This window comes from Candidatus Paceibacterota bacterium (assembly GCA_035452965.1).
GTDB lineage: Bacteria > Verrucomicrobiota > Verrucomicrobiia > Limisphaerales > UBA8199 > UBA8199.
The window spans coordinates 1-21,895 of the sequence record DAOTCE010000025.1 but is presented as its reverse complement, the minus strand read 5'-3'; the positions used below and the strand labels follow the sequence as shown (position 1 = coordinate 21,895).

Here is a 21,895-nt window from a genome sequence, read left to right as displayed (position 1 = left end):
GATCAGCGCCATTTGAGGCGACTGCCGCCCGACCGGAATTGTTCAGATGCGCTGGCGGAGGCGACCGAGGTTGGCCTCGATGCGCTCAACATAAGGATTCGGGCCGGACGGATAGGGATCGTTCAGGAAAACATGCACGCCGCCGTAATCGTGGTCCAGCTTCGCCCGCACGGATTTCTCCCAGAAATCCGGCGTCTTGCGCAATAAATCTTCAGCGCTGCTGAACATGGCGACAAAACCGGCGCCGTCCTTGGAGAAACTCGCCGCCTCCGCGAACTCCGCATACAGAATGGGCAGTTTGTCCACGTAATCAGCCGCAGCCATTTGCCCCAGCAAATCGGCGGTGCCCAGGGCGAAACCGGCCACTTTCTCCAGCTCGCTCTGGAAGGGAATGACACTCAGGGCGGCATGGACACCTGTGCAGAGGATCATGTTTTGGACCGACTTGATTTCCGCGGGGCTTAAACCCTTCTCGTGAAGAAGGTCACCCGCCAACTCGGCGCTGCGCCGAACGTGAACCAGCGTGTACTTCGCTCCGGTGCCCTCGGTATCATCGCGTTTCTTAAGGTAACCGGTGTCGTGGAGCAGGATGGCCGCAAGGCTGAGTTGGAACATGCGCTCCGTCAGGCGAGGCTGGGCTCCGGCCCGGTGCCGTCCATGCAGCAGGCGGGCCAGGCAAAGAGTGCCCTGGAGCGTATGTTCGAAATCGTGGTAAAGCACATCCAGCGACTGATAGTCGTGGAAGTTGCCGGTAAAACACTCGATGGCCCAGCCGAAGACCCGGGGCACGAACAAGGGGTCCGACCGTGAAAACATCGCCCGGTAAGCGGCTTGCACCTCCACCGCAACAGCAGTTGGATCTTTAGTCACGACCAGTGGATCCATACCCGCATGAATCTAGCGCAGCGGCAGGAAGAATGCACTTCCAAAATGGCCGCAACGGCCGAGGCGAGGGAATTGAACTTGCCATAAGGCGTCGGCGTTCTAGATTCGATTCATGGCACAATCACAACTGGTGGAGTATCTCCCGGTGCTGATGCTCGGGGTGCTGGCGGTGGTGTTTTCGTTTGGCATGTTGGTGATGTCGGTGGTCGTGGGCCAGCGCGGAAAACGCACTTCCGTCAAGGACACTCCCTACGAATGCGGCATGGTGCCGGTGGGCGAAGGCGGCACGCGGCTTTCGGTCAAGTTCTACCTCGTGGCGATGCTGTTCATCCTGTTCGATATCGAGGTGGTCTTTCTGTATCCCTGGGCGGTGATCTACCGGGATATGCTCAAGGATAGCGCCGGGATGATCCTCGGGGCGATGGTGTCCTTCCTGGGCGTGCTGTTAGTCGGCTACCTCTACGCCGTTAAGAAGCGGGCGTTCGACTGGAAGAATTAAGGAAGTCCGGGCAGCCTACGCCTTGGCAGGTATGGGGGTGGGGAACCCCTTGGGAGGCAAAGGCTGTAGGCCACCCGGACAAATGAACAACGGTCTAGGAACTTAGCCAGCGGCGCGATTCATTGCCAAGCAAAATTTACCTGGTCAGACGCTTCCGCAACCTGAATCGAAGTGCCACGAACTACCCGTCCTACTCGTAACCCCAGTGGTTGCGGCGGAAGCGCGCCCGATCTCGCAGCAGCTTGCGCTGCTCACGCCCTTCTCGAAAACGCAGCCAGAACAGGTAGCCTACAAAGGCAATTGAAAATACTGCCATGCCGTTGATCACGGCATCGGCCAGCAGCGGTTGAACTAACGTTACCATAGCCCGGTAACTTAGCTTTTACGAGTTTCACCACTTTCTGGCAAGCCTTTTCTTTGGGTCCAAGCGGTTTTCCGGCCGGATCAAGGTCTTCGGTTGGGTGGGGATGCTCCCCCGAAGCATCTATCTTTGCGCGGATTCAGACGCCTCAACGAGCTGTCCCTGCCAACGGATCACCGAGCTGGATGGATGTTAGAATTGTCGCGTCCAACCCGCGCTAAAGTGGAACTCGCCAGACCCGTTGTTGTACTCGTCGTGAGTGATGGGAATGCCATAATCGAGTCGCATGGGGCCAAAGGGGCGCGGGAGGTTGAGGCGCAGGCCAATACCCCAGTTATCGCTATAATTATCCACGTTGAAGTTGTACGGGCTGCTCCCTACGCTGCCAATGTCATAGAAGAGCGCGATCCGCACCCCGACGCCACCCTCCTTTTCGAAAATTGGGATGCTGTATTCCGCTGAGCCAAACCAGAAGGTGTCACCGCCGACAGGTTCCTTGTAGCCCGGCTGCCGCGGGCTGACTTCACGGAAGTCGAAGCCGCGCAGGGACCACGGCCCGCCCAGGTAATGACGCTCGAAGAACGGCACGTCGTCGGAAGAGTCCAACGCCTGCATCACCCCGGTGCGTCCAACCAGCTCCAACACATGGCCTTTGGCCAGCCCCTTGAAATACCATCCGCTCTTCAGCTCCAGCCGATAGAATTGCTCGTCGAGCGTCACGATCTCACCCTCGATGGAGGTCCGCTGGCCCTTGTCAGGCAAACGGACACTGTTCCGGGTATCGTAGGCCAGCGATGCGCCGAAACGCGCCAGCACGTGGCCGCCGGTTTCGTCGCGGATGTCGGGCGGCACGTTCCCCGGCATGAGTACGGGGGGCGGGCCCGGATCGGTGTAGGGCAATACCGCTTCGCTGGTCAGGTCAATATCCACGTCTTCAAGAGTCATGGTGACCCCTCCGCGAAGAAAGTCGCTCCCCAAAGCGCGCTCCAGGCTGACCCTGCCTCCGCCGCGACGCAGATCATACAGGTCCTCCGGGCTCAAGAAGGAGTAGGTGCGGTAGAAGAAATCCGCGGTGAAAGTCAGCTTGCGCCCGAGAAACCAGGGTTCGGTGAAGATGACCTCATAGTCCTGCCGCTCGAATCCAACGGTCGCCACCAGGCGGAGCTTCTGGCCGCCGCCGCGGAACCAGGGGCACTGAAAGTTGCCCTCGTTGAATTCCACAATGCCAACCAGCGAGTCCACGCTGCTGAATCCGGCTCCCAGCGACGCATAGCCAGTCTGTTTCTCTTCCACGTCCACCACGAGGTTCTTGCGGTTGGGCAAATCCGTCGTTTCCGGCTGCATTTCCACCCGCTCGAAATAGTCCAGCCCCTCCAGGCGGACTCTGCTGCGTTTGACGCGCACCATGTCGAACAGTTCGCCGGGCGACACGGCCAATTCACGGCGAATGACTTTGTCCTTGGTCCTGGAGTTGCCCTTGATTTCGATCTTCTCGATGTAAGACTTCTGACCTTCCTCGACTAGAAACTCGAGGTCCATCGTGCCCGTCTCGGTATTCGGAACCTTGCGCACCCTCAAATTTTCCGAGCTGCTCCTGACATCAATGTAGCCCTTCGTGCCATAAAAATCCTCCACGGCCTCAATATCCTTGGCCAGGCCCCCGGGAGTGAAGATGTCGCCCGCGTCCATGGGCAGGCCGTTTGGCCCGACGCTGCCCGTGCCGCGGTTGCGCTCGTGCAGCGACTGCAGCCCGGCCACCAGCTCCGGCGTGCTGAACAACTTGTTCCCGGCAAACTTGACCGAGCCGACCTTGTACTGCGTTCCTTCGTATATGACGAAGCGGATCACCATCGTCCGCGGCGTCGGATTGACGAACTGCACGTCTTTGATCTCGAAGTCAATGTAGCCTTTGTCGCGGTAGAACTGCGTCAGCTTTTCTCTATCCGCTTCGTACTTGTCTTCCTTGAAATAACCGCTGCCCGTGAGCCAGGAAAACATCCAGCGCTTCCGGGTCTTGATAACCCGGCGGAGCTTTTTGACCGGAAACGCCTTGGCGCCGATGAAATCCACCTCGAGAATCTTCACCTTGGGGCTCTCCGCGATCTGAAACGTGGCCGTCCCCCGGCCCGCCTGCTCGTCAATGTTGAGGATGTACTTAGCCGTCGTTCGCGGATAACCCTTCTTCTGATACAGCTTCTGGAGCTCCTGCGCATCAGTAAAGAGCTTCTGCTCATCCAGCGGGTCTCCCACCTTTGACGTTATTTTCTTCAGCAACTTCTTGCTCTTGAACTTGGTGTTCCCTTGAAACCTGATGTCGATCAGGCTGGGTTTGCCCTGGACCTTGTAAATCAGCACTATCCCATCCTGGGTTTCTTCAGCCGCCACCTGGATGTTGTAGAAGAAGCCGGTCGCATACAGGTTGCGCACGTCATCGTCCACGGCGGCCGGGAGGTAGGGCTCACCCGGCTTGAGACGGAGATTGGAGCGGACCAATTCATCGCTGGTCGCCGGCGGGCCCTGGTGCTGGATCTCAATCCGCACGACCTTGGGACCAGCGTACTGCGCCCAGCCGGCCGGCACCCATGCCAGCAGGAGCAGCAGCAGCCCGCAATAGCAAAGCCGCAGTCGCATCGTCGCCCGGTTAGTTTGGCACATCTTCGTCACCCACTTTGGCGGCGCTCTCGAACCGTGTATAGGATTTAAGGAACGTCAAATTCACATCGCCAGTCGGGCCATTGCGCTGCTTGGCGAGCAGCAGGTTCATCGGAATCGCGTCTTCATCTGCCACGCCGGCGGACCCGTCTTCGTCGTCGTCGGCCTTGGGCCGGTACAGCAACCCCACCACATCGGCGTCCTGCTCAATCGCGCCCGATTCCCGCAGGTCCGACAGCCGCGGCGGGCGGCCTTTCTCCCGCTCAATCTCCCGGTTCAATTGGCTCAGCACGATAACCGGCACATTCAATTCCTTGGCCAGGGACTTGATGCCGCTGGAAATATCGGCGATCTCCTGCTGCCGGTTTTCCGCACGGCGCGAAGTAGAGTGGAGCAACTGCAGGTAGTCAACCACGAAAAGCTTGATGCCGTGCTGCTGGGCCATCCGGCGCGCCTTGGCGCGGAGCTGGAGGATCGATAGGGCGGAAGAGTCGTCAATGAACAGCGGAGCGTTGGCCAGCTTGCCGGCCGAGCCGGTGAGCTTGGGGAAGTCGCGTTCGGCCAGAAACCCCTCGCGCACGTTGCGCAGGTTCACCCGCGAGCGCGAGCACAGCATGCGCAGCACGAGCGAATCGGAGGTCATCTCCAGGCTGAACACGCCGACCGGCAACCGCTGCTCGATGGCGGCATGCTCGGCGATGTTCATCGCCAGCGACGTCTTGCCCATGCTCGGACGCGCGGCAATCACCACCATCTCCCCGCCGTGCAACCCGTTGGTCATCTTGTCCAGGTCCACAAAACCCGTGGCCACCCCGGTGAGGACCCCCTGGCGCTGGTGAAAATCCTCAATGGTGCCGATCGCCTTCTTCACCAGGTCCTTGATCGTCGTGGTCTGGCTCTGCACCCGCGATTCACTGATGCGCAGGATGTCGCGCTCCACCTCATCCATCAGCGCGTCCACGTCCCCTTCATAGTCATAGACCCGCCCGACGACCTCCGTGCAGGTATGGATCATCTTCCGCAGCAGAAACTTCTCCTGCACAATGTCCAGGTAGTAACTCAGGTTGGCCGACGAAGGCACCGTGTCGGGCAGAGAGGCCAGATACGGGATGCCGCCGACTTCCTCGAGCCGCTGCTTGTTCTTGAGCCGCTGTTGGAGAGTAATGACATCTATCGCTTCACGGCTGTCGTACATCTCCACCAGCGTGGTAAAAATAGTCTGGTGGCGCAGGTCGTAGAAGACTTCGGCGCCGTGCTTGAATTTCTCGATGCACTCGCCCATGCATTCGTTGGGCGAGAGCAGTACGCAGCCCAGGACGCCCTGCTCGGCTTCGGGCGCGTGCGGCGGCAACCGATCCACCCTCGCGGCCTGGACGACCGGCAGCTTCCGTCGTGGAGCGCGTTTCAAATCCGGCGCCGCGCCGGCGCTGTCTGAGACCGAGTCAATCATGCCACGACCAAACGGGATTCTTCTTCAGTGAGCAATTCGGAGTTATTGAATCTTAGTGACACGTTCTTAACAAGCAGAATGGGGTGCGCGCTCAAATCGGCTCGAGCGAGTCCGCATCAATCTTGACAGCAGCCGCCTGGTTGATGAAGTCCAGTCGCAACAGCACAGTGGTCATGCCATAGCGTTGCTCGACCCAGCCCTCGATGCCTTGCAGCGGACCGGTCTTGATGCGCACGCGCATGCCCTCGCCGATGGCGGGCGCCAGCCGCACGCCGACCTTCGCGTCCAGGGCCTGCAGAATGTCCTGCAACTGCCGTTGAAAGGTCTCCTGGTCGAAAACCTCGAGCAGGTTGGCCACGTGATCGTTCTGACGCACCGAGTCCTTCTTCTGCGGCTCCAGCTGCAGAAAGACGTAACCGGGGAAAAGCGGCTTCTGGAACACAACGGTCTTGCCCCGATACTTGTGCGCCGAATCGTAGCAAGGCAAGGTGGCGGCAATAGACTGCCGCCGGCAATGCTCCACCAGCTTCTTCTCTCTTCTGGGCTTGGTATGCGCCACGAACCACCGGAGTTCCGTCATGGAGCGGAGGATTCTGGCCCAAACCAAAGATGTCAATCCGAAGCTACGACCGCGACGCAATTGAACGCGCACGCTGATGTCCTGTTTGCCTGCGCACCAATTGGAGCTGGCGCCCTGTGTCCTTTGCTGGTGGGGCACGGGCGGATTCCGCCCGAACTGCCCGGCAGCTATTCCTCCTCAAAAGGCACGATTTGCTTGCCGCCGTGGAGCAGTACCGTAATGGCCGGTGCCTGGTGGCTCATCCTAATTTGCGCGAAAACCTGGCCTTCTGCGTCCAACTGGACTGGTCCAGCTTCGTCGCCGAGCTGCGAAATTGGACTGCGGGGTTCGGGAAGTGCTCAAACGCGCACACAACGGCGCGCCCTACTGCCGGCTGTTCCGCTCAATGAATTCCTTGATGGCATCAGCCGCCAAAGCGTGGGCGCGCTCATTCGGATGAGCGTCATGACCGTTAACGGTCAATCTCTCGCCGCGGTGCGCATCGTAAAGGGGCAGGAGGTCGAGGTGCGGCACTCCGAGCGCGTGCCAGCAGGCTCCCAGCCGGGCGTGGACGGAGCGGAACTCATACGCCGGCCCCAGATGTTGGAGGAATGGAAAGGTCACCACCAAAAACTGCCCGCCGTGGGTTTCCACCAGTTGGCGCAAAGTCTGGAGCCGCTGCTCTTGCTGCGCCCAAAGCGGACCATCGTAATACTGAAGCATAGACTGGCAGTAGTTGGAAATGTCGGGATTGAGCCGCCCCTGGAGCCGATAATACCACGTGTCCAGGAAAAAGCTGTGCCTGACCAGGAATGGTGGCGGCGGCGCGGAACGAATCGCCTCGGCCATTGCTCTCCACTCCGGTGAAAGATCGCCTATGTCATTCAAAGTGTACACCAGTATCACCCGGTCAAATTGGTAACTGTTGGTGATGAGACTCTGGACCAGTTCGATTGCGTGGCCCGTGTCGTAGCCCAGGTCGGCCCAAACGTGGACCTCGTCGCCACCCCGGTTACGAATCAGGTTGGCGAAACGATCCTCAACCTCAGCCACCCCATGGCCAGCAGTGAAGGAATCGCCCAGGAAACTGAGCCGCCTTTTGCCCGGCGGACGCTGGAGGAGGTAGGCCGTCACGCTGTCACGGTATCCCATCTGATTCAACCTCCAGTGCCGTTCGAACCACCGCATGTTAATCCGGGTGCGACCAAACGAGTCCGTTGTATCCACCCCGAACCGGTGCCAGGTTTCCGCAACGGCAAGAGTGAGTGCCGACAGGAAAACCAGCAATGTCAAGTTGCCCAGGATCACCACGGGCCCCTTCCTCGGACGTCCAGCGCGCACCCAAGAACGCACCTGGCAAAGCAGCAACCCTCCGCTTAACAGCGGCAGCGACAGGAATATCGCGTAGATCAGGTTATCTCCCCAATGTTCGGTGACATTCATGCTGGCAAGCGCAAGCTATTGGGACGCGCGGGACGGGGTCAAATCCAATCGGCCCTCATCTAGCCTCCTTCAGCGCGTATGCGTGAAGGCGCGCGGGCCTTGCCCGCTTCGCGGGTTGCGGGCCAGATAAGCGGGCAGGATGCCCGCGCGCCTTCGGCAGCTTCTTGCATACGCGCTGAGCCTCCGTGATCAGCACCCGGACTCAATTGCTGCCCATTCATTGCTCTCGGGTAATAGGCCTCCGTTGCAAAGCCAGCTTGGCAGCGCCGTCACAGGATCATGCGCTGAAGAGTGCTCCCGCGGGAAGCAGCAGGAGACCTTCCCCTCTTGCGCAGGGTCCGTCGCCCTTGCATTATGACTGCGCTTGAGTATGGCGGGCGGAAACCGACATTTCCAACCGGCTCTTGTCTGCGCTTTGCTGGTTGGCGTGACTTTCGTGGTCTACTGGCCGGTGACACAGCACGGGTTCATCAACTTGGACGATCCGGACTATGTCACCCGGAATGCTCACGTTCGTCGCGGGGTGACGCCGGCAGGCATGCTCTGGGCTTTCACAACGGACCATGCCGCCAACTGGCATCCGCTCACCTGGCTCTCCCACATGCTTGACGTGCAGCTTTTCGGACTAAAACCCGGGCCGCACCACCTCGTCAGCCTTGGCATTCACGCCGCCAACGCGCTCTTGCTCTTCCTGTTGCTCAAGGGAATGACCGGAGCATTGTGGCGCAGCGCGCTTGTGGCCGCCCTCTTCGCCCTCCACCCCCTCCATGTCGAATCCGTCGCCTGGGTGTCCGAACGCAAAGATGTCCTGAGCACCTTCTTCGGTCTGCTGGCAGTCTGGACGTATGCCGCCTACGCCCGGAAGTGCGGGGTCCACCCCGCCGCAGTGTCGCCAGCACGCGGCGAGACTCCCAATTCCAAAACCACGGGAGTCCCGGCCACGCACCACGCACCACGCACCACCTCATCCCCTATCCTCCAGCCTGCAGTCTCCAGCCTCCAGCCTCCAGCCTGGCCTTACTACCTTCTCTCCCTCCTCTCATTCGCCCTGAGCCTGATGAGCAAGCCGATGCTCGTAACACTCCCCTTCCTTCTGCTATTGTTCGATCACTGGCCTCTCAACCGCCTCCAACTCAACACCCAACAAGCAACACGCGACACTCCTCCTGCCTCCACTCTATTACTGCGCTTGGTTCTTGAGAAACTGCCCTACTTCGCACTGTCGGCATTCTCGTGCACCGTCACCCTCATCGCCCAGCGCCGGGGAGGCGCGGTTGGCTCTTCGGAGGAGTTTCCAATGCTTGAACGCATCAGCAACGCGGTGATGGCGTATCTCTCCTACCTGGGCAAGACATTCTGGCCCCACTCCCTGACCATGTTCTATCCCTATCGCCAGGACTGGAGCACTGGCGCAGTACTGTCGGCAGGCCTGCTCTTGTTAGCATTGTCGGTAGTGGCGCTGATATCAGTCCGCCGACGGCCCTTTTGCGCTGTAGGCTGGTTTGGGTTTCTGGGAACATTGGTGCCGACAATTGGATTGGTCCAGGCCGGCACTCAAGCTATGGCAGACCGTTACGGTTACCTTCCGCTGGTAGGGCTGTTTTGCGCCGTTGTCTGGGGGGCATCCGAACTCCTACATCGGTGGCGCGGTCGGCAAGCCATTCTTGCTGTGCTGGGTTCAATCGCTCTCCTCGCCTGCCTCACGGCAACCCTGCGCCAACTCAGCCATTGGCGCAGTACCGAAGCGCTTTGCCGGCATGCGCTGCGAGTCACCTCCGGGAATTTCCTGGCCCACAGCATGCTTGGTTCTGGCCTGTTGACTCAAGGCAGGCACGACGAGGCCAGAGCCGAGCTTGCCACCGCTCTGCAAATCCACCCGGATGCCCTCCCGGCGCTCGTAGACATGGGCAGGCTTCTCGTGAAGACCGGAAAAGACGAAGAAGCAGCCGCCTTCTTCGAGCGAACCCTCGCGCAGAATCCGCAAACCTCGCCCGCTCATTATCTGCTCGCCGGGATTCTGGCCAGAAAGGGCGAATCGAATGACGCCACGAGGCACTTCGAGGCAGCTATTGCCATCGATCCCGACTGCCTGGACACCCGGAATGACTTGGCAGCGCATCTCATCGCTTGCGGTAAACCGGATGTGGGATTGACGCACGGTCTGGCGGCTCTCCGCCTCGATCCGAATTCGCCCATGGGGCATTTTAATGCAGCCAAAGCCCTGACACTTCTGGGCAAGCCGGCACAAGCAGTCGCCCACTATCAGGCCGCTACCGCCGTCAGCCCGGATTTCTGGGAGGCACATCTGAACTGCGCACAGGTCCTTCAAGACCTGGGGCAGCACGACACAGCGGAAACGCACCTTCGCAAAGTCCTGCGTTTAAGGCCTGACTGCATCGAAGCCCATCGTGTATTGGCGGCGCTGTATTCCGTTCAAAACCGCCCCCGCGAGCAGGCCCGGGAGTATGCGGAACTCCTGCGTTTGAATCCGGAATGGCCGGAAGTGCAAAACAACCTGGCTTGGCTCCTCGCGACCCACTCTGATCCGCAGGTGCGCAACGGCGCTCAGGCCGTTCCCCTCGCGGAGCGCGCCTGCCGGTTGACGCGGGGCACCAATTTATCGATGCTATCCACGCTGGCGGCCGCTTATGCCGAGGCTGGAAGAGTTGCCGATGCGGTGAGCACGCAACAAAAAGTCTGTGACCTCGCGATCGCTCAAGGCCATACCGCTCAGGCCGAGTCGCTCCGCCAGCGGCTTGAAGTGTATCGTTCTGGACATGCGTACCACCGTCCGTAAAGTCAATTCCATGTCGGCGAAACCGTGGCTCTGCCTGGCGCTGGCGGCTGCCATCGTTGCGGTCTACTGGCCGGTCAGCCGCCACGCATTCATCAATTATGACGACCTTTCCTATGTCACTGAAAACCAACACGTCTCCAAAGGACTGAGCTGGGCGGGAGTGAATTGGGCCTTCGGCCGACTCCACGGAGAGCGGACCTACTGGCATCCGCTGACCTGGATTTCGCACATGGTGGATTGCCAGGTGTTCGGCCTCAAACCCGCCGGCCATCATCTCATGAACGTGTTGTTCCACCTGCTCAACACCACGCTGCTTTTCCTCGTGTTCCTGCGGATGACCGGAGCCTTCTGGCGGTGCGCAGTGCTGGCGGGGCTCTTCGCCCTCCACCCGCTGCAAGTGGACACCGTCGCCTGGGTGGCCGAACGGAAGAATCTGCTGGCCACCCTTTTCGGACTGCTGGCGATCTGGGCCTATGCGGCTTATGTGACAAGGTCCAGGAACCAGGGCCAGAAGTCGCCGCCAAATCCGAAATCCGACGCTCGAAATTCGGAGTTCAAGGCTCAAGGTTTGAGGTTTTCGCCCGGCCCTTCCACCTCCTATCTTCCATTCTCCATCCTCTATCTTCTCTCGCTCTGCCTCTTCGCCCTGAGCCTGATGAGCAAGCCGATGCTCGTGGCGCTGCCCTTCGCGTTGCTGCTGCTCGACTACTGGCCCCTTAACCGCCGGGGCTTCCCCAATTTCCAGCACGCCCAGGTTCCACTACCCCGCGCCCCGATCCGCCGTTTGGTCCTCGAAAAGCTCCCCTTTCTACTGTTGGCGGCTGCTTCGTGCGTGATTACGGTTCAAGCCCATCGCGGCCTGGGGATGCTGGATCCGGGCTCCGGTCCGTCGCTGGGATTTCGTCTCGAAAACGCCCTGGTATCCTATGCTCGTTATCTGGGAAACGCGCTCTGGCCGGCGAAGCTCGCAGTCTTCTACCCGTTCCCGGCCGCCTGGCCCCTCTGGACTGTCGCCGCTTCCGGCCTGCTGCTGCTGGCGCTGACGGCGCTGGTGGTCCGAACCGCGCGAAGCCGTCCCTATCTCTTCGTTGGCTGGTTCTGGTTCACGGGCTTGCTGGTGCCGACCATCGGGCTGATCCAGGCCGGCGCGCAAGCCCTGGCGGACCGCTTCGCCTACCTCCCGCTGGTGGGCCTGTTCCTCGGCTTGGTCTGGACGGCGGCCGAATGGTCCCGCCGGGGGCCGCGCCCGGCCAGGATGCTCGCATTTGGCGCCGTCATTCTCCTGCTGCTGTCCGCCGGCCTCAGCCGACGGCAGCTCGCGCACTGGCAGAACACGGAGACGTTGTTCCGGCACGCGCTCGCTGTGACGAAGGACAATTTCCTCGCGCACGGCAAACTGGGCGAAGAACTGGCCGCCAGCGGCCGCCTGTCGGAAGCCGAGGCTCAGTTCGCCGAAGCGGTCAAGATCAACCCAGGCTACCTTCCGGTGCTGAACTCGCTGGCCAGCCGCCTGAGCACGAACACCACCTCCGAGGCCTCTTTGCGACTGTATCAGCAAGCGGTCCGGTCGCGCCCTCAGGACGCCACGGCCCATTATAACCTGGCGGTTGCCTTGACGGATCAGCAACGAGTCACTGAAGCCATGGCTGAATACTCTGAGGCGCTGCGCCTCGATCCCAACCTGGCGCCGGCCCATAACAACCTGTCCAGCCTTTTCCTCGCCCAGGGCAACCCCGCGGCTGCGCTCCCTCATGCCTTGGCCGCCCTGCGCCTCAAACCGGACTTCCCCCAGGCCCACTTCAACGCCGGCAACGCATTGTTCCTCCAGGAAAAATTCGCCGACGCCGCGTCTCATTACGCCACCGCCGCGAAGCTTGATCCGGGAAATCTCGACGCCCGGTTGAACCTGGCCAAGGCACTCGTAAGCCAGAACAAACTCCAGGAAGCCGAATCTCAACTCAAGGAAGTGGCCCGCCTGCAACCCGCCAACGCCGAGCCGCATCAGCTCCTTGCGGCCATCTACTCGGCCTCCAATCGGGCCGGCGAGGCGGTCAACGAATACACCGCTGCATTGGACCTGGACCCAGACTGGGCGGATGGGCTCAACCACCTTGCCTGGATTCGCGCGACCCATGCCAACTCGGCCTTACGGGACGCCGCCCAGGCGGTGGAACTCGCCACGCGCGCCTGCAATCTGACCGGCAGCACCAACGCAACTTATGTGGCAACCCTCGCCGCCGCCTACGCCGAAGCTGGCATGTTCACCGAAGCCGTCAGCTATCAGCAATTGGCTTGTGACCTGGCGGCGGCGTATCATCTGACCGGCCAGCCGCCGTTCGCCCCATACCGGCTCGAGCTGTACCGTTCGCAACAACCTTTCCGGGATCTGAGTGAGACCCGCGTCAGATAATCCCATGCCGGCCCCAAACCCGCGAGCACCCTTTGGCTGCCGCTCAACGATTAGGCCCCCACGCGGAGGTTTGGCATCGCCGGCTTGAACTGCCGCGCTCCGGCCATGCCCTTCACCCATCAAGCCACTTTCCTGCGAGCACGACTGTGGATTTGCCTGGCTCTGGCGGCTGCCGCCTTTGCGGTCTATTGGCCAGTGACGCGCGCCGACTTCATCACCTTCGACGACATGGACTATGTCATCGAAAACCAGCCGGTCCTGCAGGGATTGACCTGGCCGGGGGTGGTTTGGGCGCTCCAAACGGGCCACGCCGGCAACTGGCACCCGTTGACCTGGCTGTCCCACATGCTCGATGTTCAGTTCTTCGGGCTCACGCCCGGGCTGCACCACCTGGTCAACCTCCTGTTCCATGCTGCCAACACCATCCTCGTGTTCCTGCTTTTCGACCGGATGACCCGCGCCCTATGGCAAAGCGCCTTTGTCGCCGCGCTCTTTGCTTTGCATCCCCTGCACGTGGAATCAGTCGCCTGGGTCTCAGAGCGCAAGGATGTGCTCAGCACCTTCTTCGGCCTGCTCGCCCTCGGGGCATATGTTCGCTACGTGCAGCGGTCCAAAGCCCAAAGCCCAAAGTCCGGCGGTCAGGGTTCAAGGTTCAACGTTCAGCGTTCAGGGTTCAAGGTTCCAACTCCCCACTCACCTTCCTCTGCTCTCACCCCTCCAGCCTCCGGCCTCCAACCTCCAGGCTGGCCTTGCTACCTCCTGTCACTGCTGCTGTTCGCCCTCAGTCTGATGAGCAAGCCCATGCTGGTGACGCTCCCGTTCCTCTTGCTGCTCCTGGACTACTGGCCGCTCAACCGCCTCCGACCCTCCACCCTAAACGCTCGACTCGCAACTCTTGGCGAGAAGCTGCCGTTTCTGCTGTTGTCCGTCGTTTCCAGCGTGATCACCATTCTGGTCCAGCGAGCCGCCCATGCGCTCCTCACAGTGGATGCCCTGCCGCTCGGCGCGCGGATCGGCAACGCGCTGGTGTCCTATCTTCGGTATTTGGCCAAGATGGTCTGGCCCAGCCACTTGGCGTTGCCCTACCCGTATCCGGAATCCTGGCCGATGGTCGCAGTGCTGGCCGCGGGGCTGGTGTTGGTGGGCGTGTCCGTCGTCACCTTGTGGCGGGTGCGCCGGCAGCCGGCCTTGACCGTGGGGTGGTTCTGGTTCGTGGGGACGCTGGTGCCGGTGATCGGTTTGGTGCAGGTTGGTTCGCAGGCTTTGGCGGACCGTTACACCTACGTTCCTTCGATCGGCTTGTTTGTGCTGCTCGCCTGGCTCGTGCCGGACTGGTTGAAGAGCCGGCGGCATGGCCGGACCGCGCTGGCGACGGTAGGCTCAGCCGCGGTTCTGGCGTGCGCGGGTCTGGCGAGAGTTCAGGCCGGCTGCTGGAGCAACAGTGTGACTCTGTTCGAGCACACGCTGCGGGTGACCGCCGACAATGCCGTGGCGCACGCCGGCCTTGGGATGGCGTTGATGAACGAGGAAAGGCTGGCGGATGCCCTGGCCGAGTTCTCGCGCGCCTTGACCCTCCGGCCGGCCTTCGCTAAACCTTTGGCGAATATGGCCGAAGCCCTCTGCGCCGAAGGACGACTGGACGTGGCTGCGGCCGTGCTCAGGCAGATCCTGGAAGTCACTCCCGACAACGTGGCGATCCGCTGCCGGCTCGGCTCAGTGGCGGCTCGGCAAGGTAATTGGGACGAAGCGATTGCCCAATACGAAAGCGCGCTCCGTCTGAACCCACGGTACCACCCCGCCCGCACAAATTTGGAGGCGGCCCTGGCGCGCCGCCGGTTGAAGTAGGCTCTTTCGAGAATGCTTGTCACCGACCTTGAAGTCACTCATCGGCGAACCAGGCTGTGGATTTGCCTCGGCTTGCTGGCGGTCACGGTCGCCGTGTATTGGCCGGTGACACGCTTTGCCTTCATTAATTTCGACGACCCGGACTATGTCACCCAGAACAACTACGTCCTGTCGGGTGTGACCTGGCCCGGGATCGTCTGGGCGTTCACAACAGCCCATTCGGCCAACTGGCATCCGCTGACCTGGCTCTCCCACATGCTCGACGTGCAGATCTTCGGGCCACACCCCGGCCCCCATCACCTGATGAACCTGATCTTCCATGCCGCGAACACCCTTCTGCTGTTCCTGCTGTTCGAAACAATGGCCGGAGCTCGGTGGCGTAGCGCCTTTGTCGCGGCGCTCTTTGCGCTGCATCCGCTGCACGTGGAATCCGTCGCCTGGGTATCCGAGCGCAAGGACGTGCTCAGCACCTTCTTCGGTCTGCTGGCAATCTGGGCGTATGCCGCCTACGCTCGGAAGTCTGGGGTCCAACCCTCTACGGCGTCACCACTGCGCAGCGAGTCTCCCGGGCCCAGGGTCGCGGGTCTCCCCGCCACGCACCACGCACCACGCACCACCTCACCCCCTAACCTCCAGCCTCCGGCCTCCAGCCTCCAGCCTCCAGCCTGGCTCAACTACCTCCTCTCCCTCTGCCTCTTCGCCCTGAGCCTGATGAGCAAGCCGATGCTGGTCACGCTCCCCTTCCTTCTGCTCCTCCTCGACTACTGGCCCCTCCACCGCCTCCAACTCCAGCCTCCAGCCTCCAGCCGCCAGCCTCTCCCCCGCCTGGTCTTGGAGAAACTGCCCTTCCTCGCCCTCGCCGCCCTCTCGAGTCTCATCACCGTGCTGGCCCAGAAGCAGGGCCAGGCACTGCTGTCGGTCGAATCCCTGCCGCTTTGGCCGCGACTCTCCAATGCGCTGGTGGCCTGCCTTCGGTATATGGGCAAGCTGTTCTGGCCCAGCCACCTGGCCCTGCCCTATCCATATCCGGGAGGCTGGCCGCTGGCCCTTGTCCTGTTAGCGCTGTTGGCGCTGGTGGGGATAACCGTGTTGGCATTGCGGTGGGCCCGCAGCCGGCCTTACGTCGCGGTGGGCTGGTGCTGGTTTCTGGCAACCCTGCTGCCGGTGATCGGTTTGGTGCAGGTCGGACCCCAGGCCATGGCTGATCGCTACACCTATATCCCGCTGATCGGCTTGTTTGTGCTGGTGACCTGGCTGCTGGCGGATTCGTTGAGCCGCTGGCGGCTGGGCCCAACCGCCCTGACAGCGGCAGGCGTGGCTGTGGTGGCCTTGTGCCTCGGTCTGGCCCGCATGCAGGCCGGCTACTGGAAGGACAGCGAGACCCTGTTCCGGCACTCCCTGGCGGTAACCACCGGCAACTATGTGGCGCACGACAACCTGGGCGACGCGCTGGCCGAACAGGGCAAACGAGAACCAGCCCGCGCCGAATTCGCCGCCGCCATAACACTCAAACCGGACTTCGCTCACCCCTATTCCAATATAGCCAAACTCGCGTTCAACGAAGGTGACTTCGCCGCCGCTGCCGACTGGTTCCAAAAGGCCCTCCAACGCCGGCCCCGGGATCCCGAAATTCACTCCAACCTGGCGGCAGCCCTCGCCAGCCAGGGCCGGGCGGACGATGCCATCGCTCACTACCTTGAAGCCATCCGCCTCCAACCCGACCGATTCCAGGCGCACAGCGACCTGGCGCGCCTGCTGCTGGCGCAAGGGAGGCTGCAGCCGGCCGTGGAACGCGGCCTGGCTGCGCTCTGCCTCAGCTCCAACTCGGCGGAAACCCATCTTGTGGTGGCCAACGCTCTGTTCCTCCAAGGCAAACTCGAATCCGCCGCGGCCCACTACCAGGCGGGCTTAAAGACGGCGCCAAACTCGCCCGCGCTCCGGCTCGGCCTGGGCAAAGCCCTCGCCGGCCTGAGGCGATTCGCGGAGGCCGAAGCCCAGGTGACCGAGGCGTTGCGCCTGCAACCCGGCAGCCCCGACGCGCACCAGGTGCTGGCCGCGATCTGCAAGAGCCAGAACCGTTTCCGCGAAGCCCGCTCGGAATACGAGGCCGCCCTCCGCCATGCGCCCGACTGGCCCGAAGTCCTCAACAACCTGGCCTGGCTGCTCGCCACCCAGCCCAGCGCGGAATTGCGGGACGGGGTCAAAGCCGTAACTTTGGCCGAACGCGCCTGCCAGTTGACCGCTTCAACCAACCTCTGGTTCCTCTCCACACTCGCGGCGGCCTACGCGGAGGCAGGTCGGTTTCCCGATGCGGTCGCCACCCAGCAGAAGGTCTGTGGCCTGGCCACGACGCAAGAGCAGACCAACCTCGCTGACCGCTTCCAACGCCGCCTTGACCTCTACCGCTCCGGCCAACCTTTCCGCGAGCCGTAGGCCGGCAGAGAAGAGTCTGGCACCCCTCCCGGGGTGCGGGACTCTTGCTGCGCCGTTACCCGGAGGTCGCCGGCCCCCAAATCCCCGGCAACCTCCGGCTACCCTCTGGCAACCCTTCGGGTTGACTTACCCAGCACTGCCAGACTCCAGGGCAGGCTCGGAAGCCCGTTAGAGTTTGGCCACTTTGCCCGGAACTCACCGACGGAGGCCAACCCGCAGGGTTGGTAGAAGGTAGCCGGTGGTCGGCCGGGCCAAAGGGGGGCCGACCACCGGGAAAGCGCATCGGATGGTCGCGCACCCCGAAGGGGTGCCAGTTCGGTTCTTTGTGACAACGCCAATCGCGATCAGGCTCCGCGGCGACGAGTCTGGCACCCCTCCCGGGGTACGGGACTCTTGCTGCGCCGTTACCCGGAGGTCGCCGGCCTCCAAATCCCCGGCGACCTCCGGCTACCCTCTGGCAACCCTTCGGGTTGACCAACCCAGCACTGCCAGACTCCAGGGCGGCTCGGAAGCTCGTTGGAGTTCGGACACTTTGCCCGTACCCCACCACCGGAAGCCAACCCGCAGGGTTGGCAGAAGGTAGCCGGTGGTCGGCCGGGGCGAAGGGTGCCGACCACCGGAGCGACGCACGAACGCAACGCACCCCGGAGGGGTGCCAGCACTTCGGAGCCATGATCGTAACAACCACACAGCGACCCATGTCTCCCTTGCCCACCCAAACAAGCGCAATTCTCCCGCAAAACCTTCACATTGATATGTGACCCCCCCCCAAAGAAAAGTGTTGACCCCAGACGCCGTTCTACTCAAAATGGCCAAAGTCGTATGAGTCACCCGACTCTTTAATCGCAAACATGAAAAACAAAACAGTACCAACTCCTATGCATAAAACCAAATCCCCTCCACTGCTCGGCCTGCTCCTCGCAGTCCTGGCTTTGCTCGCCTTCGGCGCCGTGTCACTCCACGCCGAAGATGTCGTCATTACCGCCACCACAGACCTAGGAGGCACTCTGAGAAGCTGTCCGCCTTCGTGCGCTAGCGCAGCCACAACTTCCTCAACCTACTCAACGGCGCAGCCCGCCGGCGTCGCCCCGCGTAAGTCCATCTATACCACCGCCGCCAACGCCAATTGGGAAGTCCAACCTACTGCGGGTAACCCAAGCGCGCTGGCCACCGACAACAACCCGGGCTATAGGGTCTATGTGACCAAGGGCACCACCGGCTCTTGCCCCGCGGACCTCGTTGTGCGAGTCACCGCTGTCAGTGGCTGCACCCTCTATGACACCAACGGCGTCGCCCAAACACAAATTGACACGCCTTACCTCGCACAGCCTTACTTGAACCAGTGGTACCCTGTCGCCATCATCAGTAACACTGTGGCGAATCCCCGAATCAGGTTCGAGCGCGTGGCTGGCGGTACTGGCCGCACCTACTTTGACGAAGTGCGCTTCCAACGCATTGAACCGTGCGCGGGCGTTGCGACTCAGCCCGGCATCACCGGCCCGCTGGCCGACGGCAGCAATTACGTGACCGTTACGGGCATCAAGCTCACCGCCACCAACATCACGGTTTATGCCAACCAAAACACCGTCATCGCCAGCACGAATAACGCCGCCGGCTTCTCTCCCTCGGGCGCCGACGCGCGCGTGGTGGTGGCCCTGAACCCCGGCGTCCTGCTCCAAAGAGGCCAGCTCATCACCGCCTCACAGCTCGTGCTCAACCCGGAGGGAATCCCCTGCCAGGGCACGCAACCGCCCTCCGGCCCGGGCGTCGGCAGCGGTGGTCCCAAAATGGTCATCTCGCTCGGCTGTCAGAAGAATCTTAACCTCGCCGGCCCCATCGGCACAGCCACCCCCAGCCCCGGAACCGACACCCTCTACTGGGTTAAGGCCGATCAGACGGCCGGCAACCTCTCCGCCACCGCCCCTGTCGGCGGCTGGGAACTCACCCCCAACGGCTGCTGGCAAACCATATCTTTCAACTGGCAGACTGACCCATGCCGCGCCTGGCTCGGCAACCTCGACTATGACGAAACGCACCCGTTTGCCGTGCTGGAATCCATCGCCATTGGCATAGACGGCGCCGACCTCGACAGCGGCCCTTACGACATCTACATTGACTCGATCGTGCAGGGGACCAATATCCTCGCCGACTTCGAGGGCTACGATAACGGCACGCCCAATGTCAACTTCGCCAACGCCAACGCCACGGCGACCCCGCCCTCGGGCTACTTCCTCAGCTCGCCCATGTCCGCCGCGATCTCCCAAAACGAAGCCTACCTGGGAACCAACTCGCTGCGTGTGCAATGGCAGTTCGTGGATAATGCCAATATCCGCTGGGCGCGGCTCCTCATGAACAAGGCCCCGCTGATCTATCCGCAGGTGAGCACCACCCAGGCCGTCACCATGAGCGTGCTGGTCCTGCCTCCGTTCGTTGAGGAAGCCCACAAGTTCAACGGCTCCATTAAAGGCATCACCAACACGACTCCGCTCTACCGATTTGGCGATGTCACGCTGGGAGCCGATGTGGAAGGCAGTGGAACCTACACCTATGAGTGGTACTACCAGGGCAGCGCCATAGGCGTCCAAACCCGGACTTACACCAAGACCGGTCTGCCCGACCAGGAAACGGATGGCCCCTACACCGTGACCATCAGCGACGGCACGTGCACCTTTAGCGCGACTCCCGTCATGCTGCACCTCGCCCCCGCGGTGCCCATCATCACCAACCAGCCGGTCAGCACGGTCGTCCAGGCCGGCCAGCCGGCCAACATCTGCGTCGGCGCCACCAACGCCCCGGCGGGCGGTGACGCCATCCAATACTACACGTGGGAGAAATACGTCGCCGGCGAGCCGACTTGGTTTGCCCAGACGACCGCCCCGTGCCTCAGCGAGTCCATTACCAGTGCTCAAACGACCGACACCGCTAACTACCGCGTGATCGTCCAGGGCAGCTACGGCTCCACCACCAGCAGCATTGTCTCGTTGCTGGTTGTCTCCGGCGAAGTGGTCATTGGCACCGGCGACGGTCTCCGCGGCAACTACTTCAACCTGGCGTCCTGGAATCCAGCCATCGGCGGGGACTTCGCCAACAACCCGTCCTGGGCCGGCACGCCTGCTAACAACCGCAAGGACCTCGAGGTCAACTTCGAGTGGCTCGGCGCCTCGCCCGCACCGGGAGTCAATGCCGATTACTTCGGCGTCCGCTGGTACGGACAGGTCCAGCCTCTCGTCGCCGACACCTACACGTTCTCCGTCTACACCGGCGATGGCTGCCGGCTCTGGATTGACAATGTGCTGGTCATTGACGCCTGGACTAACAGGTACGCCAGCTCCAGCGTGGCGACCCCCGTCGCTCTCAACACCAGCAAGCATGACATTCTGCTGGAGTTCTTCGAGAGTAACGGGTCCGCCACGGCGAAACTCTACTGGGCCAACAATGGCGGGTCTATTCCCACCAGCCTTATTCCGCCCCAGCAGTTGTACGCCAACCTGGCCACCTGGACACCGCCCGCCGTTGCCATCACCGCGCCGGCCAACGTCACGCTGCCCGATCCGGTCCCGCTGTCGGCTGCCGTCACGGCCAACAACGGCATTGTGAAAGCAGTCGAGTTCTACAACGGCACAACCTTGCTGAATACGGATACCACCGCGCCCTACTCCTACTCGTGGGCGGCGCCGGCTGGCAATCATTCCGTCACCGCCAAGGTGGTGTATAACGAAAGCTCGAGGGAGACCTCCAGCCCTAGCTCGGTGACAGTCGTTGCCAACCCGAAGGCGGCGGTCACCATCATTGGCATCGTTAAGAACGGCGACGGCACCGTCACCATCAGCTACACCGGTGGCGGCGGCGCGTCGTTCACCCTGCTCAAGTCCGCCACCATCCCGACCCCTGGGAAGGATAGTTGGACTGCGGTCGGCACCGACCAGTCCGACACGCCGGGAAGCTTTATCTTCACGCCGGCGGGCGACAACGAGTTCTACACCATTCGTAGCAACTAACCCGCAGCTTCGCTAACGAAGCCAATTCAAAGGGCCGGGTCGCCAGACCCGGCCCTTCTTGTCTCCTGGCATCATCCCCCATCGCCAGCGCGCCCTCCCCTTCCCCGAGCTTCCGGCCATCTGCCCGAAGCCTCGTCGCAGCCACGCGGCCCACGGCCTCAACTTCGCTCAGAAATTCCTTGTGCCGTGGCTGCGGCGGCCTAAGATCCCTCGCCGTGCAACAGTGCGGGAGCAATCCGCGGCCGGCCATGCTGGACTTCGGTTGCCCGCAAACACATGGCTATAACCCTGAAATCCATCATTGCGTTGCTCCACTATGAAAACAGAATGGCCCCCGCTTACCCTCAAAACTTCGCTATTCGCACTTGGACTCCTCGCCTGGAGCATCGCCTCCGCTCCAGCGCAGGTTTCCCACGTCTATAGCGCGCGAAAGAGCTCTTCGAGCGGGAGCACCTGGGACCCGCCCTGCTGGTGGATCTCCGCCGGCGGCTCGGAATACAGCAAGTCCAAATCGGGTAGGAGGTGAGGGTTAGAACCTCACCGTCCTCCCACACCACCGGACG

Annotated in this window: 12 protein-coding genes; 6 read left to right on the top strand and 6 right to left on the bottom strand. The window is 61.9% G+C overall.

Annotation, left to right across the window (positions count from 1 at the left end):
• Positions 1-42: 42 nt before the first annotated feature.
• The gene (locus P5205_16320) at positions 43-885 is read right to left on the bottom strand and encodes a hypothetical protein (GenBank protein HSA11927.1); all 843 of its coding nucleotides are present in this window, start codon (positions 883-885) and stop codon (positions 43-45) included.
• Between the two features lie 112 nt (positions 886-997).
• Here P5205_16320 and P5205_16315 point away from each other — a divergent pair, with 112 nt between their 5' ends.
• The gene (locus P5205_16315) at positions 998-1,384 is read left to right on the top strand and encodes an NADH-quinone oxidoreductase subunit A (protein ID HSA11926.1); all 387 of its coding nucleotides are present in this window, start codon (positions 998-1,000) and stop codon (positions 1,382-1,384) included.
• A 190-nt stretch (positions 1,385-1,574) separates the two neighbouring features.
• On the opposite strand, the gene P5205_16310 is transcribed toward P5205_16315, so the two are convergent.
• The 5 genes from P5205_16310 to P5205_16290 all read right to left on the bottom strand — a co-directional run bounded on the left by P5205_16310 (position 1,575) and on the right by P5205_16290 (position 7,849).
• Positions 1,575-1,748 (bottom strand): hypothetical protein, encoded by a 174-nt coding sequence (locus tag P5205_16310; GenBank protein HSA11925.1) that lies wholly within the window; start codon positions 1,746-1,748, stop codon positions 1,575-1,577.
• A 189-nt stretch (positions 1,749-1,937) separates the two neighbouring features.
• Positions 1,938-4,376: an outer membrane protein assembly factor BamA gene (bamA, locus tag P5205_16305; protein HSA11924.1), complete on the bottom strand. Its 2,439-nt coding sequence runs from the start codon at positions 4,374-4,376 to the stop codon at positions 1,938-1,940.
• A gap of 10 nt (positions 4,377-4,386) precedes the next feature.
• Positions 4,387-5,847, bottom strand: coding sequence for a replicative DNA helicase (gene dnaB, locus P5205_16300; protein HSA11923.1), 1,461 nt, complete (start codon positions 5,845-5,847; stop codon positions 4,387-4,389).
• Between the two features lie 91 nt (positions 5,848-5,938).
• Positions 5,939-6,427 (bottom strand): transcription termination/antitermination NusG family protein, encoded by a 489-nt coding sequence (locus P5205_16295; GenBank protein ID HSA11922.1) that lies wholly within the window; start codon positions 6,425-6,427, stop codon positions 5,939-5,941.
• Between the two features lie 363 nt (positions 6,428-6,790).
• Positions 6,791-7,849 (bottom strand): SGNH/GDSL hydrolase family protein, encoded by a 1,059-nt coding sequence (locus P5205_16290; GenBank protein HSA11921.1) that lies wholly within the window; start codon positions 7,847-7,849, stop codon positions 6,791-6,793.
• Positions 7,850-8,219: 370 nt separating this feature from the next.
• On the opposite strand from P5205_16290, the gene P5205_16285 reads away from it, so the two are divergent.
• The 5 genes from P5205_16285 (at position 8,220) to P5205_16265 (ending at position 21,332) form a co-directional block, all read left to right on the top strand.
• The gene (locus P5205_16285) at positions 8,220-10,646 is read left to right on the top strand and encodes a tetratricopeptide repeat protein (protein HSA11920.1); all 2,427 of its coding nucleotides are present in this window, start codon (positions 8,220-8,222) and stop codon (positions 10,644-10,646) included.
• Positions 10,647-10,656: 10 nt separating this feature from the next.
• Positions 10,657-13,056: a tetratricopeptide repeat protein gene (locus P5205_16280; protein ID HSA11919.1), complete on the top strand. Its 2,400-nt coding sequence runs from the start codon at positions 10,657-10,659 to the stop codon at positions 13,054-13,056.
• A gap of 105 nt (positions 13,057-13,161) precedes the next feature.
• Positions 13,162-14,901 (top strand): tetratricopeptide repeat protein, encoded by a 1,740-nt coding sequence (locus P5205_16275; GenBank protein ID HSA11918.1) that lies wholly within the window; start codon positions 13,162-13,164, stop codon positions 14,899-14,901.
• A gap of 12 nt (positions 14,902-14,913) precedes the next feature.
• A complete protein-coding gene (locus P5205_16270; protein ID HSA11917.1) occupies positions 14,914-17,334 on the top strand; it encodes a tetratricopeptide repeat protein in 2,421 nt (806 codons plus the stop codon).
• Between the two features lie 878 nt (positions 17,335-18,212).
• Positions 18,213-21,332, top strand: a complete 3,120-nt coding sequence (locus P5205_16265) for a PA14 domain-containing protein (GenBank protein HSA11916.1) — start codon at positions 18,213-18,215, stop codon at positions 21,330-21,332.
• Positions 21,333-21,895 lie beyond the last annotated feature (563 nt).

What these genes read in the sequence shown, in the direction of transcription:
- P5205_16290 (HSA11921.1), bottom strand. Translation starts at nt 7,849, where the DNA reads ATGAATGTCACCGAACATTGGGGAGATAACCTGATCTACGCGATATTC.
- bamA (HSA11924.1), bottom strand. Translation starts at nt 4,376, where the DNA reads ATGCGACTGCGGCTTTGCTATTGCGGGCTGCTGCTGCTCCTGCTGGCA.
- P5205_16295 (HSA11922.1), bottom strand. Translation starts at nt 6,427, where the DNA reads ATGACGGAACTCCGGTGGTTCGTGGCGCATACCAAGCCCAGAAGAGAG.
- P5205_16280 (HSA11919.1), top strand. Translation starts at nt 10,657, where the DNA reads ATGTCGGCGAAACCGTGGCTCTGCCTGGCGCTGGCGGCTGCCATCGTT.
- P5205_16310 (HSA11925.1), bottom strand. Translation starts at nt 1,748, where the DNA reads ATGGTAACGTTAGTTCAACCGCTGCTGGCCGATGCCGTGATCAACGGC.
- dnaB (HSA11923.1), bottom strand. Translation starts at nt 5,847, where the DNA reads ATGATTGACTCGGTCTCAGACAGCGCCGGCGCGGCGCCGGATTTGAAA.
- P5205_16275 (HSA11918.1), top strand. Translation starts at nt 13,162, where the DNA reads ATGCCCTTCACCCATCAAGCCACTTTCCTGCGAGCACGACTGTGGATT.
- P5205_16270 (HSA11917.1), top strand. Translation starts at nt 14,914, where the DNA reads ATGCTTGTCACCGACCTTGAAGTCACTCATCGGCGAACCAGGCTGTGG.
- P5205_16315 (HSA11926.1), top strand. Translation starts at nt 998, where the DNA reads ATGGCACAATCACAACTGGTGGAGTATCTCCCGGTGCTGATGCTCGGG.
- P5205_16285 (HSA11920.1), top strand. Translation starts at nt 8,220, where the DNA reads ATGGCGGGCGGAAACCGACATTTCCAACCGGCTCTTGTCTGCGCTTTG.
- P5205_16320 (HSA11927.1), bottom strand. Translation starts at nt 885, where the DNA reads ATGGATCCACTGGTCGTGACTAAAGATCCAACTGCTGTTGCGGTGGAG.
- P5205_16265 (HSA11916.1), top strand. Translation starts at nt 18,213, where the DNA reads ATGCATAAAACCAAATCCCCTCCACTGCTCGGCCTGCTCCTCGCAGTC.